Below are 18,715 nucleotides of genomic sequence, written 5' to 3' on the forward strand. Positions count from 1 at the left end.
TCGGCCGGCACGGCACCACCTCCGCGGTTAGCTAAGAGCTTAGTCCGGTCTGGCCAAGGTCACCAATCGTGGCCGCGGCGCCGCGGTCAGGAGTCGAAGCCCAGGCCCACCCGGTCGAGGGTGCGCAACCACAGATTGCGGCGGCCGGCGTTGCGGTCGGCCTGGGCTATCGACCAGCGGGTGAGCTGGATGACGCCCGAGCGCACCGGCTCCGGCGGGAACGGCACCGGTTTGCTGCGCACCATCTTGAGCGACGTGCGTTCGGTGCGGGCGCCGGCGAGCAGGTCGAGCATGACGTTCGCGCCGAAGCGGGTGGCGCCCACGCCCAGCCCGGTGTAGCCGGCCGCGTACGCCACCCGGCCGCCGTGGGCCGTGCCGAAGAAGCTGCTGAACCGGCTGCACGTGTCGATCACGCCGCCCCACTTGTGGCTGAAGCGCACACCCTCGAGCTGCGGGAACGTCGCGAAGAAGTGGGACGCCAGCAGCTCGAACGTCGCGTCGCGCTGGTCGTGCGCGGGATCGATGCGGCCGCCGTTGTAGTAGACGGCGTCGTAGCCGCCCCACAGGATCCGGTTGTCCGCGGTCAGCCGGTAGTAGTGGAACTGGTTGGCCGCGTCGCCGATGCCCTGACGGTGCCGCCAGCCGATCGAGGCCAGCTGAGCCTGCGACAGCGGCTCGGTCATCAGCACGTAGTCGTACACCGGCACCACGAAATGGCCCAGCCGCCGCAGCAGCTTGCCGTGCGCCCCGGTGGCCAGCGCCACCTTGGCCACGTCGAGCCGGCCGCGCCAGGTGTGCAGCCGCATCCCGGCCCCGTGCGGGGCGAGACGCTCCACCGGCGACTGCTCGTGGAAGCGCACGCCCAGCGACCGGCAGGCCTCGCGCAGACCCCAGACCAGCCGCGCCGGGTCGATCATCGCGCAGCCCTCGCGGTCCCAGACCCCGCCCAGGTACGTCGGCGAGTCGACCTCGGCCCGCACCTGCTCACGGTCGAGCAGTTCCACACCGGGGCGCAGCTCCGAGCGCATGTCCAGCAGTTGCCAGTCCTCGGTGGCGACGCTCAGTTCCCCCGTACGGGAGAAATCGCACTCGATGCCGTAGCGCTCCACGGTCGCCGCGATCTCGTCGAGGTTCTGCCGGCCCAGTTTCTCCAGCGTGACCATCTCGTGCGGGAAGCGGCTGACGCCGTTGGCGTATCCGTGGGTGAGCGAGGCCGAGCAGAACCCGCCGTTGCGGCCGGACGCCGCCCAGCCCGCGGTCCCGGCCTCGATCACCACCACGTCGCGGCCGGGGTCGCGTTCCTTGGCCATCAGGGCCGTCCACAGTCCGCTGTATCCGGCCCCGACCACCGCCAGGTCGGCGGTCCCGATCCCGTCGAGCGGGGCGGCCGGGGCCGGCGCCCCGGCCTGGGTGAGCCAGTAGGGCTCAGTCGTCGCATCCTTCAGCGATGAAGGCACCAGTTATCAATCCCGCTTAGCCTTGCTCGACGACCGGATGTTGGCGAACAGCGCGAAGAAGACGCCGACCGCGAAGATGAGCGTGCCCATGACGTTGACCTGCGGCGGGATGCCGACGCGGGTGGCGCCCCAGATCCACAGCGGGAACGTCTTGGTGGTGCCGGCGGTGAAGGCGGTGACGATGAAGTCGTCGATCGACAGGGCGAACGCCAGCAGCACGCCGGAGAAGACCGCGGGCAGGATGATCGGGAAGGTGACCTTCCAGAACGTGGTCCACCCGTTCGCGCCCAGGTCGGCCGCGGCCTCCTCGATCGAGCGGTCCAGCGTCATCACGCGGGCGCGCACGACGACGGCCACGAACGAGATCGAGAACATCACGTGCGCGATCGTGATCGTCACCGGGCCGGGGCCGGCGCCGACCGAGACGAACAGGCTGAGCAGCGACGCCCCCATGATCAGCTCGGGCGAGGACATCGTCGCGAACATGATCAGGTTGAGCGAGCCGGAGCCGCGGAACCGGTAGCGGCCCAGCGCGTAGCCGATGCCCGTGCCCAGCGCGCCGGAGAGCAGGCTGGCCACGATCGCGATGACGATCGAGGTGATCAGGGCCCTCGTCAGGTCCGGGTATTCGAAGAGCCGCCCGTACCACTTGAACGTGAACCCGGACCAGGTCTGGTTGTAGCGGCCGGGGGTGTCGTTGAAGCCGAACAGGATCATCACGGCGATCGGCAGGGCGAGCCAGGCGATGATCAGCCAGGTCCACGTGTGGAGCAGCCCGCCCCCGGTGATCCGGCGTTTCGGCTTGATCCGCGTGGCCTCGTCCACCGGCGCGGACTGCTGACGATCGAGCGTCGGTGCGGTCATCGGGCGGCCACCTTCATGACGTCCTCGGTGCCGAGGATGCGTGCGTACGTGAAAACGCCGATCAGCAGCACGAACATCAGCACGAAGGAGAGCGCCGACGCGGTCGGATAGTCGGAGTTCTCCAGGAACTGGGCCTGGATGACCTGGCCGATCATCGTGGTCTCGGAGCTGCCCAGCACCTCGGAGTTGACGTAGTCGGAGCTGGCCGGCACGAAGGTCATCAGCACGCCGGCGAACACCCCGGGCAGGGCGAGCGGGAAGACCACCTTGCGGAACGTGGTGGCCGGGTTGGCGTACAGGTCCCGTGCCGCCTCGACCACCCGCGGGTCGATCCGCTCCAGCGCCACATAGATCGGCAGCACCATGAACGGCAGGAAGTTGTAGACCAGCCCGGCGATCACCGCGAACGGCGTGCCGAGGATGTGGAACGACTGGCCGATCAGGCCCGCGTCGCGCAGCGGGCTCAGCACCGGACCCTCGTCGGTCAGGATCTGCCGCCACGAGATCGTGCGGAGAACGAACGAGACGAAGAACGGCAGCAGGATCAGGAACAGGTACGTCGGCTTGCGCCGGCCGCCGTAGAAGGCGATCCAGTACGCCACCGGGAACGCCAGCACGACCAGGACGATCGTCGCGATGGCGCCGTAGACGAGCGACCGGATGAGCTGCGTGTCGTACGCGGAGATGGCCTCCGTGTAGGTCTGCCAGTGGCCGGTGAAGCGGTAGCCGTGGACGATGTCGCCCTCCTGGAGGGAGAGCGACAGCATCGCGACCATCGGCACCGCGAAGAAGACCAGCAACCAGATTCCGCCGGGCAGAACCAGCAGGTAGGGCGCGATCTTTTGTTTGACGCGGTTCATGTCATCCCAGCACGATAGGTTCGAAGGTCTTCTGGAACTTCTGCTGCTCGGACGTGGCCTCGAACGCTACGTAGTAGCTCAGCTTGTCGTACTCGGTGGCGGTCGGGAACACCAGTTTGGAGTCCGCGACGGCGAGCAGGGCGTCCTTGTCCTCACCGGTCGTCTTGCCGGCGTGGGTGCGGATGACCGGCTGCGCGGCGGGCACCGGGCAGACGTAGTTGATGTACTCGGCGATCGTGGCCGCGTTCTCGATGTCGTAGAAGAAGTCCATCAGCGTGATCGCGTCGACCGGGTTCGTGGCCGTGATCGGGATGGTCATGTTGTCGGTCCAGATCGTGCCGCCCTCTTCGGGGATCACGAACCGGAAGTCCGAGTTGTCGGAGATGTTCTTCTGGAAGATGTCGCCCGACCAAGCCTGGGTCAGCCAGACCTCGCCGCTGCCCAGCGCGTCGATGTAGCCCTGGTCGTAGTAGTTGCGGACGATGTCGGCGTCCTTCTGCTTGCGCAGGTGCTCGGCCGCCTTCTCCCAGTCGGCCGCGGTCGACTTGGCCGGGTCGACGCCGATCGCCATCAGGCCGAAGTTGCCGAGCTCCTGAATGTCGGAGAACATGCCGACCTTGCCCTTGAACTTCGGGTCCCACAGGTCGGCCAGCTTGGTGATCTCGCGGCCGGTCTTGTTGATGTCGTACGCGATGCCGGTCATGCCCGAGGCCCACGGGATCGAGTAGGCGTTGCCCGGGTCGAAGGCTTCCTTCTTGTACGCGGCGCCGGCGTTCTTGGCGTAGTTCGGCAGCTTCGAGTGGTCGAGCGGGGCCAGGAAGCCCGAGTCGCGGAACTGCGTGAACTGGAAGCTGTTGGTGATGACCATCAGGTCGTACCCGATGGACTGGCCGGCCGACAGCTGCGGCTGCACCTTGGCGAACCAGGGACCCATCTCCTGGATGGCCTCGTCGTACTTCACCTTGATGCCGGTCTGCTTGGTGAACTTCTTGAGCTCGGGCTGCTTCGGGTCCATGTAGAGCGGCCAGTTCGCGAAGTTGAGCGTGTTGTTCTGGACCTTGCCGTTCCAGAACTTGGCCACGGCGTCGGGCTCGGCGCTGGCCGGCGCCTGCGTGCCCTGACCCTGTACGCCGCAGGCGGCGAGGGCGCCACCGAGGGTGGCGAGTCCGGAGAGCCGAAGCGCGTCCCGACGACCGAAGCGACGCTGGGTCAGACCACGGAGGAGGGAGGGGTCGGAGAAGTTCGACGCGGACATTCAGACTCCGATCAGATATGAGTGCTGGGGGGCCCAGGTGAGGTAGACACGATCACCGCGGACCGCAAGATCCTCGGCGTTCGATGCATTTTGATCGAAGACAGTAAAGTCCGCGCCGGCCGCGGTGGCTACGGTGTAATTCGTTGAAGTTCCGTGATAAACAACCTCGGTCACTGTGCCCGAGAGCACACTGCCGCCGGTGGCGGTGACCGGCGGGACCCCCCGGTGCAGATCGATCTTCTCCGGACGGATCGACACCTCGAGCTTGTCGCCGGTGCGCACCGGCTGCGCCACCGGCACGACCACCCGGTCCTGCGTCGTATAGGTGAGCAGGGCCAGCCCGCCCTCGACCCGCTCGACGTGCCCCTCGACGACGTTCGAGGTGCCGATGAAGCCGGCCACGAACCGGCTCGCCGGCCGCTCGTAGATCTCGCGCGGCGAGCCCAGCTGCTCGATCACGCCGGCGTTCATGACCGCGATCCGGTCCGACATCGTCAGCGCCTCGCCCTGGTCGTGGGTGACGTAGACGAAGGTGATGCCGACCTCGCGCTGGATCCGCTTGAGTTCGATCTGCATCTGCTGGCGCAGTTTGAGGTCGAGCGCGCCCAGCGGCTCGTCCAACAGCAGCGCCCGCGGGCGGTTGACCAGCGCCCGGGCCAGCGCGACCCGCTGCTGCTGGCCGCCCGACATCTCCCTGGGCGTGCGCTTCTCCATGCCGGTCAGCGAGACGATCTCGAGGATCTCGCCCACCCGGCGGCCGATCTCGCTCTTGGCGACCTTCTTGCGCTCCAGACCGAAGGAGACGTTCTGGTACGTGTTGAGGTGCGGGAACAGGGCGTACGACTGGAACACCATGTTGACGTCGCGCTTGTTGGCGGCCACGCCGGTGACGTCCTGGCCGTCGAGGAAGACCTTGCCCGCGGTCGGCTCCTCGAAGCCCGCGATCATGCGCATCGTCGTCGTCTTGCCGCAGCCGGACGGGCCCAGCAGCGAGAAGAACTCACCCTGCCCGATCGCCAGGTCGGTCCGCTTGACGGCCGGCACGGTCTCGCCGTGCGACAGGTAGTTCTTGTTCACGCCGACGAACTCGATCGCCGGGGTGTCGCCGGTTGCCGCCGTCCGGGCGCGTACGGCGCTGTGCTGGGGGGTGGTCATGGCGTTCCTCTGTCTATCGGGGGTCCAGCGCTACCGGGCTCAGGAGCCGAGGTAACTCATCACGTGCTTGATCCGGGTGTACTCCTCGAACCCGTACATCGAAAGGTCCTTGCCGTAGCCGGAGTGACCGAACCCGCCGTGCGGCATCTCGGACACGAACGGAAGATGCGTGTTGATCCAGACGGCGCCGAAGTCGAGCCGGCGCGACACCCGCATCGCGCGCCCGTGGTTCTGCGTCCACACGCTCGCGCTCAGGCCGAACCGCACGTCGTTGGCCCAGCGGACGGCGGCGTCCTCGTCGTCGAACTGCTGGACGGTGATGACCGGGCCGAACACCTCGTCCTGGACCATCTCGTCGCGCTGGCGCAGGCCGGCCACCACGGTCGGCTCGAGGAAGTAGCCGCGCTCGCCGATCCGCTTGCCGCCGGCGACGATGCTCGCATGGCCGGGCGCGCGCTCGAGGAAGCCCTGCACCCGGGCCAGCTGGCCGGCATTGTTGACGGGCCCGAAGAACGCTTCGGGGTCGTCGGGCCCGCCGACCCTGGTGTTGCGGGCCGCCTCGGCCAGCGCGTCGGTGAAGTCGGCGGCGACCCGGCCGTGCACGAGCACCCGGGTGGCCGCCGTGCAGTCCTGCCCGGCGTTGAAGTAGCCGGCGCCGGCGATGGCCCGGGCGGTGGCGGCGATGTCGGCGTCGTCGAACACGATGACCGGGGCCTTGCCGCCCAGCTCGAGGTGGGCCCGCTTGAGGTCGGCGGCGGCCGAGACCGCGACCTCCATGCCGGCCCGGGTCGACCCGGTGATCGAAACCAGCTGCGGGGCCGGGTGGGCGACCACGGCCCGGCCGGTGCCGCGGTCTCCGCAGACGACGTTGAGCACGCCCGGCGGCAGGAACTCGGCGGCGATCTCGGCCAGCAGCAGCGTGCTCACCGGGGTGGTGTCCGAGGGCTTGAGCACCACCGAGTTGCCGGCGGCGATGGCCGGGGCGAACTTCCAGACCGCCATGACCATCGGGTAGTTCCACGGGGTGATCTGCGCGCACACGCCGATCGGCTCGCGCCGCACGTACGAGGTGTGGTCGCGCAGATACTCCCCCGCGGACTTGCCTTCCAGGATGCGTGCCGCGCCCGCGAAGAAGCGCAGCTCGTCCAGCAGCGGGCCCATCTCCTCGGCCCGGGTGGCCTCGACCGGCTTGCCGGTGTTCCGGCACTCGGCCGCGATGATCTCGCCGGCCCGGGCCTCGACCGCGTCGGCGATCCGCAACATCGCGCGCTGCCGTTCGGCCGGGGTGGCGTCGCGCCAGGCCTCGAAGCCGCTTTCCGCCGCCGTCATCGCCGCCGCCACGTCCCGCTCGGACGAGACCGGTGCGAGCGCGTACGCCTCCCCGGTGCTCGGGTCGATGACCTGCGAGGTGGCCCCATCTGCGGTTTCGGCATATTCGCCACCGACGAAGTTACGCAGAACGGGCAGCGCGACGCTCACGGAATAGGACCTCCGATAGAGGGCTTGTGACAGCTCCCACACAAACGACTGCGAGACCTTGACACACGCGGAGGACGGAAGACAAGGGAATCCGAAACTAATTTCCAAACTCGAAACGGAATCAGGGGCGGACCGCCGGTGGGAGCTACGCAATCCTCGGTTATCCGCGGTAATACCTGTCGGCCACCGAGAGGGCGCCGTCGAGGATAGACAGTCCCTCACGCACCTCGTCGGCGGTGACCGTGCAGGGCGGCACGACATGCACCCGGTTGAAGTGGGTGAACGGCCACAGCCCGCCTTCCTTGCAGGCCGTGGCCAGCTCGGTCATCGGCCCGGCGTCGGCGCCGGAGGCGTTGAACGGCACGAGCGGCTCGCGGGTGGCGCGGTCCCGCACGAGCTCGATCGCCCAGAAGACCCCCAGCCCGCGGACCTCGCCCACGCTCGGATGCTTTGCGGCCAGCTCGGCCAGGCCGGGCGCGATCACGTCGTCGCCGATCGCCCGGGCGTGCTCGACGATTCCCTCCTCCTTGAAGATCTCAATGGAGGCGACGGCCGACGCGCAAGCCAGCGGATGGCCCGAATATGTCAGCCCACCGGGGAACGGCCGCTCCCGGAACGTCTCGGCGATCTCGTCCGAGATGATGACGCCGCCGAGCGGGAGATAACCGGAGTTGACCCCCTTGGCAAAGGTGATCAGATCGGGGGTGACACCCCAGCGGTCCACGGCGAACCACTCGCCGCAGCGCCCGAAGCCGGCCATCACCTCGTCGGCGATGAACACGATCCCGAACTCGTCGCAGAGCTCGCGGACTCCGCGCAGATAGCCCGGCGGCGGCACCAGGATGCCGTTGGTGCCGACCACCGTCTCCAGCAGGACGGCGGCGATCGTGCCCGCGCCCTCGAAGACGATCGTGTCGCGCAAGTGCTTGAGTGCCCGCTCGCTCTCCTGCCCGGCGTTCTCCGAATAGAAGGGCGAGCGGTACGCGTACGGGCCCCAGAAGTGCACCACGCCGACGGCGACCGGCTCGTTGGCCCAGCGGCGCGGGTCGCCGGTCGCCGTGATCGCGGTCGCCGTCGAGCCGTGATAGCTGCGGTAGGCCGAGAGCACCTTGTGCCGGCCGGTGTGGCCGCGAGCCAGCCGGATCGCGTTCTCGTTGGCCTCGGCGCCGCCGTTGGTGAAGAACACCTTGTTGAGCGGGCCGGGGGCGAGCTCGCTGATCAGCCGGGCCGCCTCGCCGCGCTTGTCGTTGGCGAAGGCCGGCTGAATCGTGCACAGCTTGGCCGCCTGCTCCTGGATCGCCGCGACGAGCCTCGGGTGCTGGTGGCCGATGTTCATGTTGACCAGCTGCGACGAGAAGTCGAGGAACCGGTGGCCGTCGTAGTCCCAGAAGTAGGACCCCAGGGCCTTCTCCACCGGCAGCGGGTTGATCGAGCCCTGCGCCGACCAGCTGTGGAAGACGTGGGCGCGGTCGTCCGCGCGTACGGTCTCCGCGCTCATCGGTTCGTCGGGAAGCCGAGGTCGATCGCCGACGTCCCCGGGTCGGGCCAGCGGGAGGTGACGACCTTGGAGCGGGTGAAGAAGTGGATGCCGTCCGGCCCGTACATGTGGGTGTCGCCGAACAGCGAGGACTTCCAGCCGCCGAACGAGTAGTAGGCCACCGGCACCGGGATCGGCACGTTGACGCCGACCATGCCCGCGTTCACGTCGAACTGGAACTGCCGGGCCGCGCCGCCGTCCCGGGTGAAGATGGCGGTGCCGTTGCCGTACTCGTTGTCATTGATCAGAGCAACCGCTTCCGCGTACGTCTCGGCGCGCACGACGGCCAGCACCGGGCCGAAGATCTCGTCCAGGTAGACGTCCATGTCCGGCTTGACGTTGTCGAGCAGCGTGACCCCCAGGAAGTACCCGTCGCCCGGCACCTCCGCCTCGCGGCCGTCGGCGACCACGGTGGCGCCCTCGGCGGCCCCCTTGGCGATGTAGCCGGCGACCTTCTCCCGGTGCTGGGCGGTGATCAGCGGGCCCATCTGCGACTCGGGGTCGGTGCCGTCACCGATGCGCAGCTTGGGCAGGCGGGCGGCGATCGCGTTGACCAGCGGGTCGGCGATGTCCCCGACGGCGACGACGACCGACACGGCCATGCAGCGTTCGCCGGCCGAGCCGTACGCGGCGTTGACCGCGGCGTCGGCGGCCGCGTCGAGCTCGGCGTCGGGCAGCACCAGCATGTGGTTCTTGGCGCCGCCGAGGGCCTGCACCCGCTTGCCGTGCGCGGTGCCGGTCTCGTAGATGTACTTGGCGATCGGGGTCGAGCCGACGAAGCTCACCGCGGCGATGTCCGGGCTGGTGAGGATCGCGTCGACCGCCTCCTTGTCGCCGTGCACGACCGTGAAGACGCCCTCGGGCAGGCCGGCCTCCTGCCACAGGCGGGCCAGGAACAGCGACGAGGACGGGTCCTTCTCGCTGGGCTTGAGCACGAACGCGTTGCCGGCCGCGATCGCCGTGGTGCACATCCACAGCGGCACCATGGCCGGGAAGTTGAACGGGGTGATGCCGGCGACCACACCGAGCGGCTGCTTGATCGAATAGACGTCGACGCCGGTCGCCGCCTGCTCCGAGAACGAGCCCTTCATCAGGTGCGGGATGCCGGTCGCGAACTCGGCGTTCTCCAGCCCCCGGGCCACCTCGCCGGCCGCGTCGGACAGCACCTTGCCGTGCTCGCTGGTGATGATGGCAGCCAGCTCGCCGCTCCGCTCGGCCAGCAGCTCGCGGAACTTGAACAGCACCGCCGAACGCTTCGACAGCGAGGCCGAACGCCACTGCTTCGCGGCCTCGGCGGCGACCGCGACGGCCTGCGCGACCTCGTCGGCCGACGCCAGGTCGACCTCGGCGGTCTGCTCGCCGGTGGCGGGGTTGAAGACGGGCCCGACCCGGCCCGACGTGCCGGGGCGCTCGGCGCCCCCGATCCAGTGCGCGATGCGATTCATGCTCGGAGATTACGTAACAGCTGTAGACCGAACAATGCTCGGAACGTACTGTCACAAAGTGTTTTCAGACCTCCGGCTGACCGATGTCTCGGCCAAGGGCCTGGCCGAGGCCGTCGGGCGCGCGGTCGGCGACGGCGTCCTGCTTCCGGGCAGCAAGCTTCCCCCCGTACGCGCGGTGGCCGCCGAACTGCACATGTCGCCGACCACGGTCAGCGCAGCCTGGCAGCTTCTGCGCCGGGCCGGAACCATCCAGACCGACGGACGTCGCGGTACGGTCGTCGCCTCCTCCCGGGCCGACGGGCCGGGCCGCTACCGTGCGGCCCTGCGCGGGCGTTCCGGGTTCGCGCTGGACCTGTCGACCGGCGTACCGGACGCGCGCCTGCTGCCGTCGCTGCCCGCGCTGGCCGGCCTCTCCCCCGCCCCGACGAGCTATCTGGACGAGCCGGTGCTGCCCGGCCTGGCGTCGCTGCTGCGCGACCGGTGGCCCTACCCGGGCGAACGGCTGGCGATCTTCGACGGCGCGATGGACGCGGTCGACCACGTGGCGTCGTCGCTGCTGCGCCTGGGCGACCGCGCGGTGGTCGAAAATCCGTGCTTCCCGCCCCTGCTCGATCTGCTGGAGTCGCTCGGCGTCCAGGTGATCGGGGCCGAGACGGACGCGCTCGGCATGCTCCCCGGCTCGCTGGAGGCGGCGCTCACCCAGCGCCCGGCCGCCGTCTTCCTCCAGCCGCGCGCGCTCAACCCGACCGGCGCCTCCTGGTCGTCCTCGCGGGCGGCCGCGCTGGCCCGGGCGCTCTCCCGGACCCCGCACGTGTACGCCGTGGAGGACGACTCGGCCGGCGACGTGTCCTCGGCCGGCCTGCACTCGCTCGGTTCGCACCTGCCCCGGCAGACCGTCCACGTCCGCAGCTTCTCCAAGTCCCACGGCCCCGACCTGCGTCTGGCCGCGGTCTCGGCCCCCGCCGCCGTCCTCGACCCGATCCTGGAGCGGCGGCTGCTGGGCCAGGGCTGGACGAGCCGCCTCCTGCAGCACCTGCTGCTGACCCTGCTGACCGACCCCGCCTCGGTGGCCGCGGTCGCCGCCGCCCGCGACGAGTACGCCCGCCGCCGTCGCCTGATCGTGACCGCGCTCGCCGCTCACGGCATCTCGCTGCCACCCGGCGACGGCCTCAACCTGTGGCTGCCCGTGGCCGACGAACAGGCCGCCCTGATCTCCCTGGCCAGCAACGGCCTGGCCGCGGCGGCGGGCACCGCCTTCACGGCCGGCGCCTCCACCCCCCACCTGCGCGTCACCGTGGGCCTGATAGCCACCGACCACGAGGCCATCGCCACCCACCTGGCCGACGCCGCCCGCTCCCCGGCCTTGTCCGTCGCACGTTGACGTGGGACTACTAGTCCTGCGACACTTCGCCCATGGCGGAGGCGAGGCAGCACAACCCCGTCGCCTCTTGGACGGAGGCGGAGTACCTGGCGCTCGGCGAGACGGGGAATCGAATCGAGCTGGTGGACGGGGGCCTGTGGGTCAGCCCATCGCCCGGCAATTCCCGCCTGGAGATCACTCACCTGCTTCTCGCCGTTCTGCGCCCGGCGGCACGATCGGCGGGGTTACGCGCCCTGGCCGAACCGAATGTCCGGGTCGGCACCAACCGCATCCTCATCCCGGACGTCGCGGTCGGCATGATGAGCCGAAGCGCGGTGGTCAACGAGGCCGCGGAAATCGTCCTGACCGCCGAAGTGATATCGCCGAGCACCGGCTCGGTCGATCGTGGGCTCAAGATGCACCTCTATGCCCAAGCCAAGATCGACTGCTATTTGATCGTCGAAGCCGACATGCCGGGTTACGAAGGCGTGACTCTCCGCCTGTTCCGTCTGGAGGGCGAGACGTACCGCGAAGCCGGCGTCACCCAGCCCGGCGACACGCTCGTCCTGAATGAGCCGTTCCCCGTCGAAATCAACACGAACGACCTCACCGACTTCTGAGGGGTGCTCGCCCGCAAAACGCCGGACTCGCGGTCACGGCCGCGGGCGTGGTCGAAGAGCCGGCCATCGCTAATCCGTGTGGGCTGGTCTTATCCGGCGGCTTCGGTGGCTTCGCTGGTGGCGAACGGGGTGAGGCGCGGGCCGTGGCCCCGCCTCGCTAGAAGCTTCTGCTTGGGACCGCCGTCTCTCAGGGCATCGGCACGCGGCGCTGCGGTTCCTCGGGCAGGCGGATCGGGCGGGTCAGCAGCTCGGTCACCCCGGGCAGGGGCGCCACCTCGGGCAGCGGGGCTCCGATCTGTGGAGCCGGGCCGGGCACGGGCGTGCCGGCCGACGACGTGCCGGTTGTTCGGGGAGGGGTTCCGCCGACCGGCGCGTTGCCGCCCGCGGGGTCGCAGGCGACGAGGAACGCCGCGGCGACGACCGCAACGGGAAAGCGGGACCAGCGGAACATCAACCCAGCTGACACCCCGGATGGGCGGGGCGCAGGCGGATCAACGACAGTCCGCGCGACTATGCCGGTTCGGCCGACCCCGGTCGGCGCGCGGCGACCGGTTCCGAGGGTCAGTCGGCTGGGCGGAAGCTGTCGAAGACCAGTTGCAGGTCGTCCCGCCGGGCGGACCAGTCGGCGTCGCGGGTCTGCCAATAGAAGCCGTACGCCTGGGTGGGTGAGGTGACGACGCCACGGTTGTTGACGTGCTGGCGGGTGCCGTTCCGGGTGAAGGTGAACTCCCAGTCGGCGGCCTTCTCGAAGTAGTCGACGGAGACGATGCGGATCTCGTCGTACGAGGGGAAGTCGCCTCTCGAAACGCGGTAGTCGGCCTTGCCCCGCCAGTCGGCCACCGGGTTGCGCGCGGGCTTCTTGGTCTGGTCGATGCCGAGCACCTGGGAGCCGTTCCGGAAGTAGACGATCGAGCCTTCCTTGGACCGCGTCCAGCCAGTGGGGACGTAGACGGCGAAGCCCGTGGGGTCGCGGTAGTCGCGCCAGCCGCTGGGCAGGGGCGGCAGATCGTCGTCGTTCCCGGCCGAGGCGGGGGCTGAACCCGAGCCGGAGCCCGGAGTGGACGACGGGGATGGTGACGGCGACGCCGAGCCGGTGGCCGGGGACGACGGCCCGGCCGAGTAGGGAGCGGCCGTCGAGGTGGCGGGGGCCGAGCCCAGCGAGCCGGTGGTGGGATTGTCCTCACCGGATTCGGGGCGGGCCACGGCCCAGACGACGGCGGCCAGCACGACGGCGGCCAAGGCCGAGCCGGCGGCGATCCAGCGCCGGCGGGGGCCCGCCGGGACGGGCGGGGGCGGGTCGTCGGGAACGGGCGCGGGTTCGGCGTGCTGCGGCGGAGGGGCCGGGGGCGCCGACCGCTGCGCCGGCACGGGCGGGGCGGGGGACGCGGGCTCGGCCGGAGGGGCGGTGCGCTGGGCGGGGATGGAAGCGGCGGGGGCTTCTGTGGCCGGTGACTCGCTCGGGGGCAGCGCCAGCTCGTCCGTGGTCGTGGCGGCATCCCGTACGGGAACCAGGGCGTGACCATAGGCGCCCGCGACGGCCGCCCGGAGCTGGTGTTCCGCCTCGGCCAGGCTGGGGCGCTCGGCCGGATCCTTGCGCAGCAGGCCGGTCAGCACGGGCTCGAGCGGACCGGCCTGGCGCGGCGGGTCGGGCTCGTCGGCGGCCAGCGCGGTCAGGGTGGCCAGGGCGTTGGACCGGTGGAACGGGCCGTGCCCCTCGACGGCGGCGTAGAGCGTCGCGCCCAGGGACCACAGGTCGGAGGCCAGGCCGGCCGTGCCGAACTTGGCACGCTCGGGCGACATGTATTCGGGTGAGCCGAGCAGCATGTCGGAGCTGCTGATCTGGCTGTCCCCCTCGATGGTGGCGATCCCGAAGTCGGTCAGCAGCACCCGGCCGTCGTCGGCCAGCAGCACGTTCCCGGGCTTCACGTCGCGGTGGTCGACCCCGGCGGAGTGGGCGGCGCGCAGGGCGGCCAGCAGGTCGAGGCCGATCCGGGCGGCACGGCGCGGATCCATCGGGCCCTCGAGGCGGAGCTCCTCCTGCATCGAGCGGGACGGCACGTACTCCATCACGATCCAGGTGCGGCCGTCGGCCTCGAAGACGTCGAAGATCTGCACCACGTTCGGGTGACCGAGCCGGGCCGCGGCCCGGGCTTCGCGCAGCGTGCGCCGCTGAACCTGGCCGACGTCGTCCGGCACCAGGATCTCCTTGATCGCGACGTCGCGTTGCAGCACCTCGTCGCGGGCGTGCCAGACCTTGCCCATCCCGCCTGCACCCAGAGTCCTGCCCAGGCGGTAACGACCGGCGATCAGTGCCATGAGAGACGCCTTACCCGGTCACCGCCGAGATCAGACGTGTGCACGTGCCCTTATCCGGCTCGTAATGTGCAATACTTCCGGAACTCCGGAACGAAAGTTTCGGGGCGAGGTGGGGGCTAGCGAGGAGAGTCGAATGGCCGTGGGCGGACGACGCGTCACTATCGCGACCATTGCCGAGGCGGCCGGGGTTTCCGTGCCCACGGTGTCGCGGGTGCTCAACGGACGTACGGACGTCTCCCCCGAGACGCGCGATCGCATCGAACATCTTCTCCGCGAGCACGACTACCGCCCTCGTAACTCTCGCCAGCCCCTGCGTGCGGGCCTGATCGACCTGGTCTTTCACGATCTCGACAGCCCGTGGGCGGTCGAGCTGATCCGCGGTGTCGAGGAGGTCACGCACGCGGCCGGCGTCGGCACGGTCATCTCGGCTGTGCACCGGCGCACCGCGTCGACCCGCCAGTGGCTGCAGAACCTGCGGTCCCGTCAGTCCGACGGCGTGGTGCTGGTGATATCGGACGGGGCCGGCCCGGTCTACACCGAGCTGCACCGGCTCAACGTGCCGATGGTCATCATCGATCCGGCGGGCGGCGCCGCGGCGGACGTGCCGACGATCGGCGCGACCAACTGGTCGGGCGGCCGCAGCGCCACCGAGCATCTGATCTCGCTCGGCCACCAGCGCATCGGGCTGATCGAGGGCCCGCGCAACCTGCTGTGCAGCCGCGCCCGCCTGGACGGCTACCGGGCCGCGCTCGAGTCGGCCGGCATGCGGGTCGACCGCCGGCTGATCGAACCGGGCGACTTCCGGCACGAGGGCGGCTTCGCGGCGGCCCACCGGCTGCTCGACCGGGACGACCCGCCGACCGCGATCTTCGCGTCGAGCGACCAGATGGCGCTGGGTGTCTACGAGGCGGCCCGGCTGCGCGGCTTCCGGGTGCCCGACGATCTGAGCGTGGTCGGCTTCGACGACCTGCCCGAGGCCCGCTGGTCGTCGCCGCCGCTGACCACCGTGCGTCAGCCGCTGGCCGACATGGGCGGGCTCGCCGCGCGGACCGTCTTGCGACTGTCGCGTGGCGAGCCCATCGAGACTCCCCGGGTGGAACTGGCGACCGAGCTGGTCGTCCGGGAGAGCACCGCCCTACTTGCTGAAACCCGCCGTCAGACCGCTCAGTAGCTGGCGGCGTCCCACGGCGTACAGGATGACGATCGGCAGCGTGGTCAGGGTGACCGAGGCGGCGATCGCCGGCACGTTCACGCCGAACTGACCCGAGAAGTCGGCCAGGGCGAGCGGGATCGTGCGGTTGTCGGGGCTCTGGGTGAGCACCAGGGGCAGCAGGAAGCCGTTCCAGATGCCGAGCGCGTTGTAGATCGTCACCGTGACCAGCGCGGGGCGGGTCAGCGGGAATGCCAGCCGCCACAGCGTGCCCCACTCGGTGGCGCCGTCCATCCGCATCGACTCGAAGAGCTCCTTCGGGACGTCACGGATGAAGTTCGACAGCACGAGCACGGACAGCGGGATGGCGAACGCGATCGACGGCAGGATGATCGCGGCCAGGGTGTCGTACATCTTGAGCCTGATGATGATCAGATAGACCGGGATGATCACCGCCTGCAGCGGGATCGCCAGGCCCATCACGAACACCCCGTTCATCAGGCGCAGGACGCGGCTGCCGGAGCCCCGGACGATCGCGTACGCCGCCATGAAGCTGATCAGGACGGCCGGGATGATCGCGCCGGCCGTGACGATCACGCTGTTCAGGAAGTACCGCGCGACGTCCGACTCGATGACCGTCTTGTAGTTGGCGAACGAGAAGTCGCTCGGCGGGGCCAGGGGGTTGGTGATGAAGTACGTGTCCTGGGTCTTGAAGCTCGTGATGATGATCCAGTAGATCGGTAGCATCACGATGAACAGCCAGACCCAGCCCAGGCCGCCGCCGATCCAGTTGAACTGGAGCAGCTTGGACCGCTTGCGGGCGGTGCCGGGGCTGCCGGAGACGGTCGGCGCCGGTCGGTGGTTCGTGACGGTCGCCAACTCAGGCTCCTTCCAGCTGGCTGTCGTCGGCCCGTCCGCCGAGCCGCCGCAGCAGCAGGGACAGCCCGAGGCCGACCAGAACCAGGATCACGGCGATGGCACTGGCCGGACCCATGAGGTTGGCCTGGAAACCCTGCTTGTACATGAGCAGCGCGAGCGCCCGGGTCGAGTCGCCGGGGCCACCACCGGTCAGCACGTAGATGAGGTCGAAGAAGGTCAGCGACCCGACGACCATCAGCGTCGACGACGTGATGATCGTGTATTTGAGCTGTGGCAGCGTGATGGACACGAACTGCCGCACGCGGCCGGCGCCGTCGATCTGGGACGCCTCGTACATGCTCGTGGGGATCTGCCGCACCGCGCCCTGATAGATCAGCGTGTGGAACGGGATGAACTGCCACGAGACGATGAAGATGAGCACGCCCATGGCCAGCGTCGAGCTGCCGAGCCAGTCCTGGTTGAGCCACTCCACGCCCAGGCCGCTGCCGAGGCCGAAGCTCGGGTCGAGCAGCGCCTTGTACGTGATGGCGATGGCGGCCGAGCTGAGCAGCAGGGGGATGAAGAACAGCACGGCCAGGAACTCGCGGTAACGCTTGCTGGTGGCCAGGAAGACACCGAGCAGGATCGACAGCGGGGTCTGCACGGCCCACGACAACGCCATGATCAGGAACGTGACCCAGAGCGCGTTGGGCAGGCCGGGGTCCTGCAGCGTGGCTTTCCAGCTGTCCAGACCGGACGGCACGATCTCGCCGATGCCGTTCCAGGTCGTGAAGCTGAGCCAGACCACGCCCAGCAGCGGCACAATGCCGAAGAACACGAACCACACGAAGGCCGGCAGCGCCATCCACAGGACGGGACCGCTCCGCCCGCCGCTGGACCTGGTGGGCTCCTTCGTCCGTATGACGGGCGGAGCGATCGCGGTCACTTGCCGATGACTCCGTTCATGGCGTCGACCCACTGCTGCGGGCTGACCTGGTTCTGGAACAGCTTCGCGATGTTGTCGAGCAGGGTCTCGGCCGCGGTCGGGCTCAGCGCCTGGTCCCACGACTGCGCGAAGGTCTTGGCGCCGTTGGCGATGGCGGCCATGTCCTTGAGGAACTGGGCGTCGGAGCCCTGGAACAGGCTCTCGCTGCCCTTCAGCACCGGCACGCCGCCGGACTTGACCCAGGCTTCCTTCTCCGCGTCGTCGACCAGCGTGGTGGAGAAGAACTTCTTCGCCGTCTCCTTCGCCTCGGCCGAGGCCTTGGACGAGATCGAGAGGTACTGACCGGGGTTGCCGACCGTGTTGCTCGGGTCGCCCTTGCCGCCCTCGACCGGCGGGAAGTTCATCCAGCCCAGACCGTCGTCCTTGACGAAGTTGCCGCCCTGGGCGGTCTGGATGCCGTACGACCAGGAGCCGTGCAGCATCATCGCTGCCTTGCCGGTGTAGAGCAGAGCCTGGTCGGCGTTGGAGTCGGCCGCCGTGGACGAGAAGCCCTTCTGGAAGCCGTTCGCCTTGACCAGGTCCTGGATCTTGGTGAGCATGTCGAGCACGGCCGGGTCGCTCCACGCGTTCTTCTCGCCGGCGAACACCCGGTCGAAGACCTCAGAGCCCGCCGTACGGTCGAGCAGGAACTCGAGCCACATCATGTTGGTCCAGCGGGACTGGCCGGCCAGCGAGAACGGCGCGATCTTCTCGGCGTTGAACTTCGGCACCAGCGCCATGATCTCGCCCCACGACTTCGGGGGCTGCACGCCGACGCGCTCGAAGACCTTCTTGTTGTAGAAGAGCACGATCGGCTGGACGGTCTCGATCGGCATCGCGTAGATCTTGCCGTTGACCGTGGCCGCGCCGAACGACGACGGAAGGATCTTGTCCTTGACCGCCGCGTTCTGACCGAGCCAGTCGGTCAGGTCCTCGACCTGGTTGGCCGCGACGTACTCCTTGAGACCGCCACCGCCCCAGCCCCAGATCATCGTCGGGGCCTGGTTCGCGCCCAGCGAGGTCTTGATCTTCTGCTTGTACGCGTCGTTCTGGTAGTAGAACTCTTCGATCTTCGTGTTCGGGTTCGCGTCGTTGAACCGCTTGATCGAGGCCTTGCGAACAGGCTCGCCGGGCGGGCCGCTGAGCGACCAGTAGCTGGCGCCGCCGCCACTGCCACCACCGCTGGTGCTGCCGCCGCCACTGTTTTCGGGGCCGGAGCTGCCACAGGCAGCGAGCGCCGCGGCGCCGGCTGCACCCGCGGCGAGGCCGAGGAAGTTCCGCCGAGAAATCGGGCTATTGGTCACGCTGATCTCCGTACTCGAGTGCCGCCCTCAGTGGCGGCGAGAGAATCGCCGTGGTGCTGTGTTGACCTAC

The 18,715-nt window shown here is 69.3% G+C and carries 16 protein-coding genes; 3 read left to right on the forward strand and 13 right to left on the reverse strand.

The window, feature by feature from the left end:
• Positions 1-86: 86 nt before the first annotated feature.
• The 8 genes from ACZ3I4_RS36680 to ACZ3I4_RS36715 form a co-directional block, all read right to left on the reverse strand.
• Positions 87-1,460 (reverse strand): NAD(P)/FAD-dependent oxidoreductase, encoded by a 1,374-nt coding sequence (locus ACZ3I4_RS36680; protein ID WP_465386843.1) that lies wholly within the window; start codon positions 1,458-1,460, stop codon positions 87-89.
• Between the two features lie 3 nt (positions 1,461-1,463).
• The gene (locus ACZ3I4_RS36685; protein ID WP_465386695.1) at positions 1,464-2,321 is read right to left on the reverse strand and encodes an ABC transporter permease; all 858 of its coding nucleotides are present in this window, start codon (positions 2,319-2,321) and stop codon (positions 1,464-1,466) included.
• Positions 2,318-3,181: an ABC transporter permease gene (locus tag ACZ3I4_RS36690; protein ID WP_465386696.1), complete on the reverse strand. Its 864-nt coding sequence runs from the start codon at positions 3,179-3,181 to the stop codon at positions 2,318-2,320. The genes ACZ3I4_RS36685 and ACZ3I4_RS36690 overlap by 4 nt, the downstream gene beginning before the upstream one ends.
• Before the next feature lies 1 nt (position 3,182).
• A complete protein-coding gene (locus tag ACZ3I4_RS36695; protein ID WP_465386697.1) occupies positions 3,183-4,436 on the reverse strand; it encodes a polyamine ABC transporter substrate-binding protein in 1,254 nt (417 codons plus the stop codon).
• Positions 4,437-5,591, reverse strand: coding sequence for an ABC transporter ATP-binding protein (locus ACZ3I4_RS36700; protein ID WP_465386698.1), 1,155 nt, complete (start codon positions 5,589-5,591; stop codon positions 4,437-4,439).
• A 39-nt stretch (positions 5,592-5,630) separates the two neighbouring features.
• On the reverse strand, positions 5,631-7,070 hold the full coding sequence (locus tag ACZ3I4_RS36705; protein ID WP_465386699.1) for an aminobutyraldehyde dehydrogenase: 1,440 nt from the start codon (positions 7,068-7,070) through the stop codon (positions 5,631-5,633).
• Between the two features lie 160 nt (positions 7,071-7,230).
• Positions 7,231-8,568, reverse strand: a complete 1,338-nt coding sequence (locus tag ACZ3I4_RS36710; protein WP_465386700.1) for an aminotransferase class III-fold pyridoxal phosphate-dependent enzyme — start codon at positions 8,566-8,568, stop codon at positions 7,231-7,233.
• Positions 8,565-10,052 (reverse strand): CoA-acylating methylmalonate-semialdehyde dehydrogenase, encoded by a 1,488-nt coding sequence (locus tag ACZ3I4_RS36715; protein ID WP_465386701.1) that lies wholly within the window; start codon positions 10,050-10,052, stop codon positions 8,565-8,567. Before ACZ3I4_RS36715 ends, ACZ3I4_RS36710 begins: the two co-directional genes overlap by 4 nt.
• 58 nt (positions 10,053-10,110) lie before the next feature.
• Here ACZ3I4_RS36715 and ACZ3I4_RS36720 point away from each other — a divergent pair, with 58 nt between their 5' ends.
• Both ACZ3I4_RS36720 and ACZ3I4_RS36725 read left to right on the forward strand, forming a co-directional pair.
• Positions 10,111-11,433 carry an aminotransferase class I/II-fold pyridoxal phosphate-dependent enzyme gene (locus ACZ3I4_RS36720; RefSeq protein ID WP_465386702.1) on the forward strand — a complete coding sequence of 441 codons (1,323 nt, stop codon included), beginning with the start codon at positions 10,111-10,113 and terminating at the stop codon, positions 11,431-11,433.
• A gap of 32 nt (positions 11,434-11,465) precedes the next feature.
• The gene (locus tag ACZ3I4_RS36725) at positions 11,466-12,032 is read left to right on the forward strand and encodes a Uma2 family endonuclease (RefSeq protein WP_465386703.1); all 567 of its coding nucleotides are present in this window, start codon (positions 11,466-11,468) and stop codon (positions 12,030-12,032) included.
• 187 nt (positions 12,033-12,219) lie between these two features.
• Here ACZ3I4_RS36725 and ACZ3I4_RS36730 read toward each other — a convergent pair whose 3' ends face one another.
• Complete coding sequence (locus tag ACZ3I4_RS36730) at positions 12,220-12,483, reverse strand: hypothetical protein (protein WP_465386704.1); 264 nt, start codon at positions 12,481-12,483, stop codon at positions 12,220-12,222.
• 110 nt (positions 12,484-12,593) lie between these two features.
• The gene (locus tag ACZ3I4_RS36735; protein ID WP_465386705.1) at positions 12,594-14,348 is read right to left on the reverse strand and encodes a serine/threonine-protein kinase; all 1,755 of its coding nucleotides are present in this window, start codon (positions 14,346-14,348) and stop codon (positions 12,594-12,596) included.
• Between the two features lie 139 nt (positions 14,349-14,487).
• On the opposite strand from ACZ3I4_RS36735, the gene ACZ3I4_RS36740 reads away from it, so the two are divergent.
• On the forward strand, positions 14,488-15,519 hold the full coding sequence (locus ACZ3I4_RS36740; protein WP_465386706.1) for a LacI family DNA-binding transcriptional regulator: 1,032 nt from the start codon (positions 14,488-14,490) through the stop codon (positions 15,517-15,519).
• Here ACZ3I4_RS36740 and ACZ3I4_RS36745 read toward each other — a convergent pair.
• The 3 genes from ACZ3I4_RS36745 to ACZ3I4_RS36755 form a co-directional block, all read right to left on the reverse strand.
• A complete protein-coding gene (locus ACZ3I4_RS36745) occupies positions 15,484-16,377 on the reverse strand; it encodes a carbohydrate ABC transporter permease (RefSeq protein WP_465386707.1) in 894 nt (297 codons plus the stop codon). The genes ACZ3I4_RS36740 and ACZ3I4_RS36745 overlap by 36 nt on opposite strands.
• A 1-nt stretch (position 16,378) precedes the next feature.
• Complete coding sequence (locus ACZ3I4_RS36750; protein ID WP_465386708.1) at positions 16,379-17,221, reverse strand: carbohydrate ABC transporter permease; 843 nt, start codon at positions 17,219-17,221, stop codon at positions 16,379-16,381.
• A 77-nt stretch (positions 17,222-17,298) separates the two neighbouring features.
• Complete coding sequence (locus ACZ3I4_RS36755; protein ID WP_465386709.1) at positions 17,299-18,645, reverse strand: extracellular solute-binding protein; 1,347 nt, start codon at positions 18,643-18,645, stop codon at positions 17,299-17,301.
• Positions 18,646-18,715 lie beyond the last annotated feature (70 nt).

This window comes from Actinoplanes sp. NPDC021490 (genome assembly GCF_055562135.1).

What these genes read in the sequence shown, in the direction of transcription:
- ACZ3I4_RS36685 (WP_465386695.1), bottom strand. Translation starts at nt 2,321, where the DNA reads ATGACCGCACCGACGCTCGATCGTCAGCAGTCCGCGCCGGTGGACGAG.
- ACZ3I4_RS36690 (WP_465386696.1), bottom strand. Translation starts at nt 3,181, where the DNA reads ATGAACCGCGTCAAACAAAAGATCGCGCCCTACCTGCTGGTTCTGCCC.
- ACZ3I4_RS36695 (WP_465386697.1), bottom strand. Translation starts at nt 4,436, where the DNA reads ATGTCCGCGTCGAACTTCTCCGACCCCTCCCTCCTCCGTGGTCTGACC.
- ACZ3I4_RS36700 (WP_465386698.1), bottom strand. Translation starts at nt 5,591, where the DNA reads ATGACCACCCCCCAGCACAGCGCCGTACGCGCCCGGACGGCGGCAACC.
- ACZ3I4_RS36710 (WP_465386700.1), bottom strand. Translation starts at nt 8,568, where the DNA reads ATGAGCGCGGAGACCGTACGCGCGGACGACCGCGCCCACGTCTTCCAC.
- ACZ3I4_RS36715 (WP_465386701.1), bottom strand. Translation starts at nt 10,052, where the DNA reads ATGAATCGCATCGCGCACTGGATCGGGGGCGCCGAGCGCCCCGGCACG.
- ACZ3I4_RS36725 (WP_465386703.1), top strand. Translation starts at nt 11,466, where the DNA reads ATGGCGGAGGCGAGGCAGCACAACCCCGTCGCCTCTTGGACGGAGGCG.
- ACZ3I4_RS36730 (WP_465386704.1), bottom strand. Translation starts at nt 12,483, where the DNA reads ATGTTCCGCTGGTCCCGCTTTCCCGTTGCGGTCGTCGCCGCGGCGTTC.
- ACZ3I4_RS36735 (WP_465386705.1), bottom strand. Translation starts at nt 14,348, where the DNA reads ATGGCACTGATCGCCGGTCGTTACCGCCTGGGCAGGACTCTGGGTGCA.
- ACZ3I4_RS36750 (WP_465386708.1), bottom strand. Translation starts at nt 17,221, where the DNA reads ATGGCGCTGCCGGCCTTCGTGTGGTTCGTGTTCTTCGGCATTGTGCCG.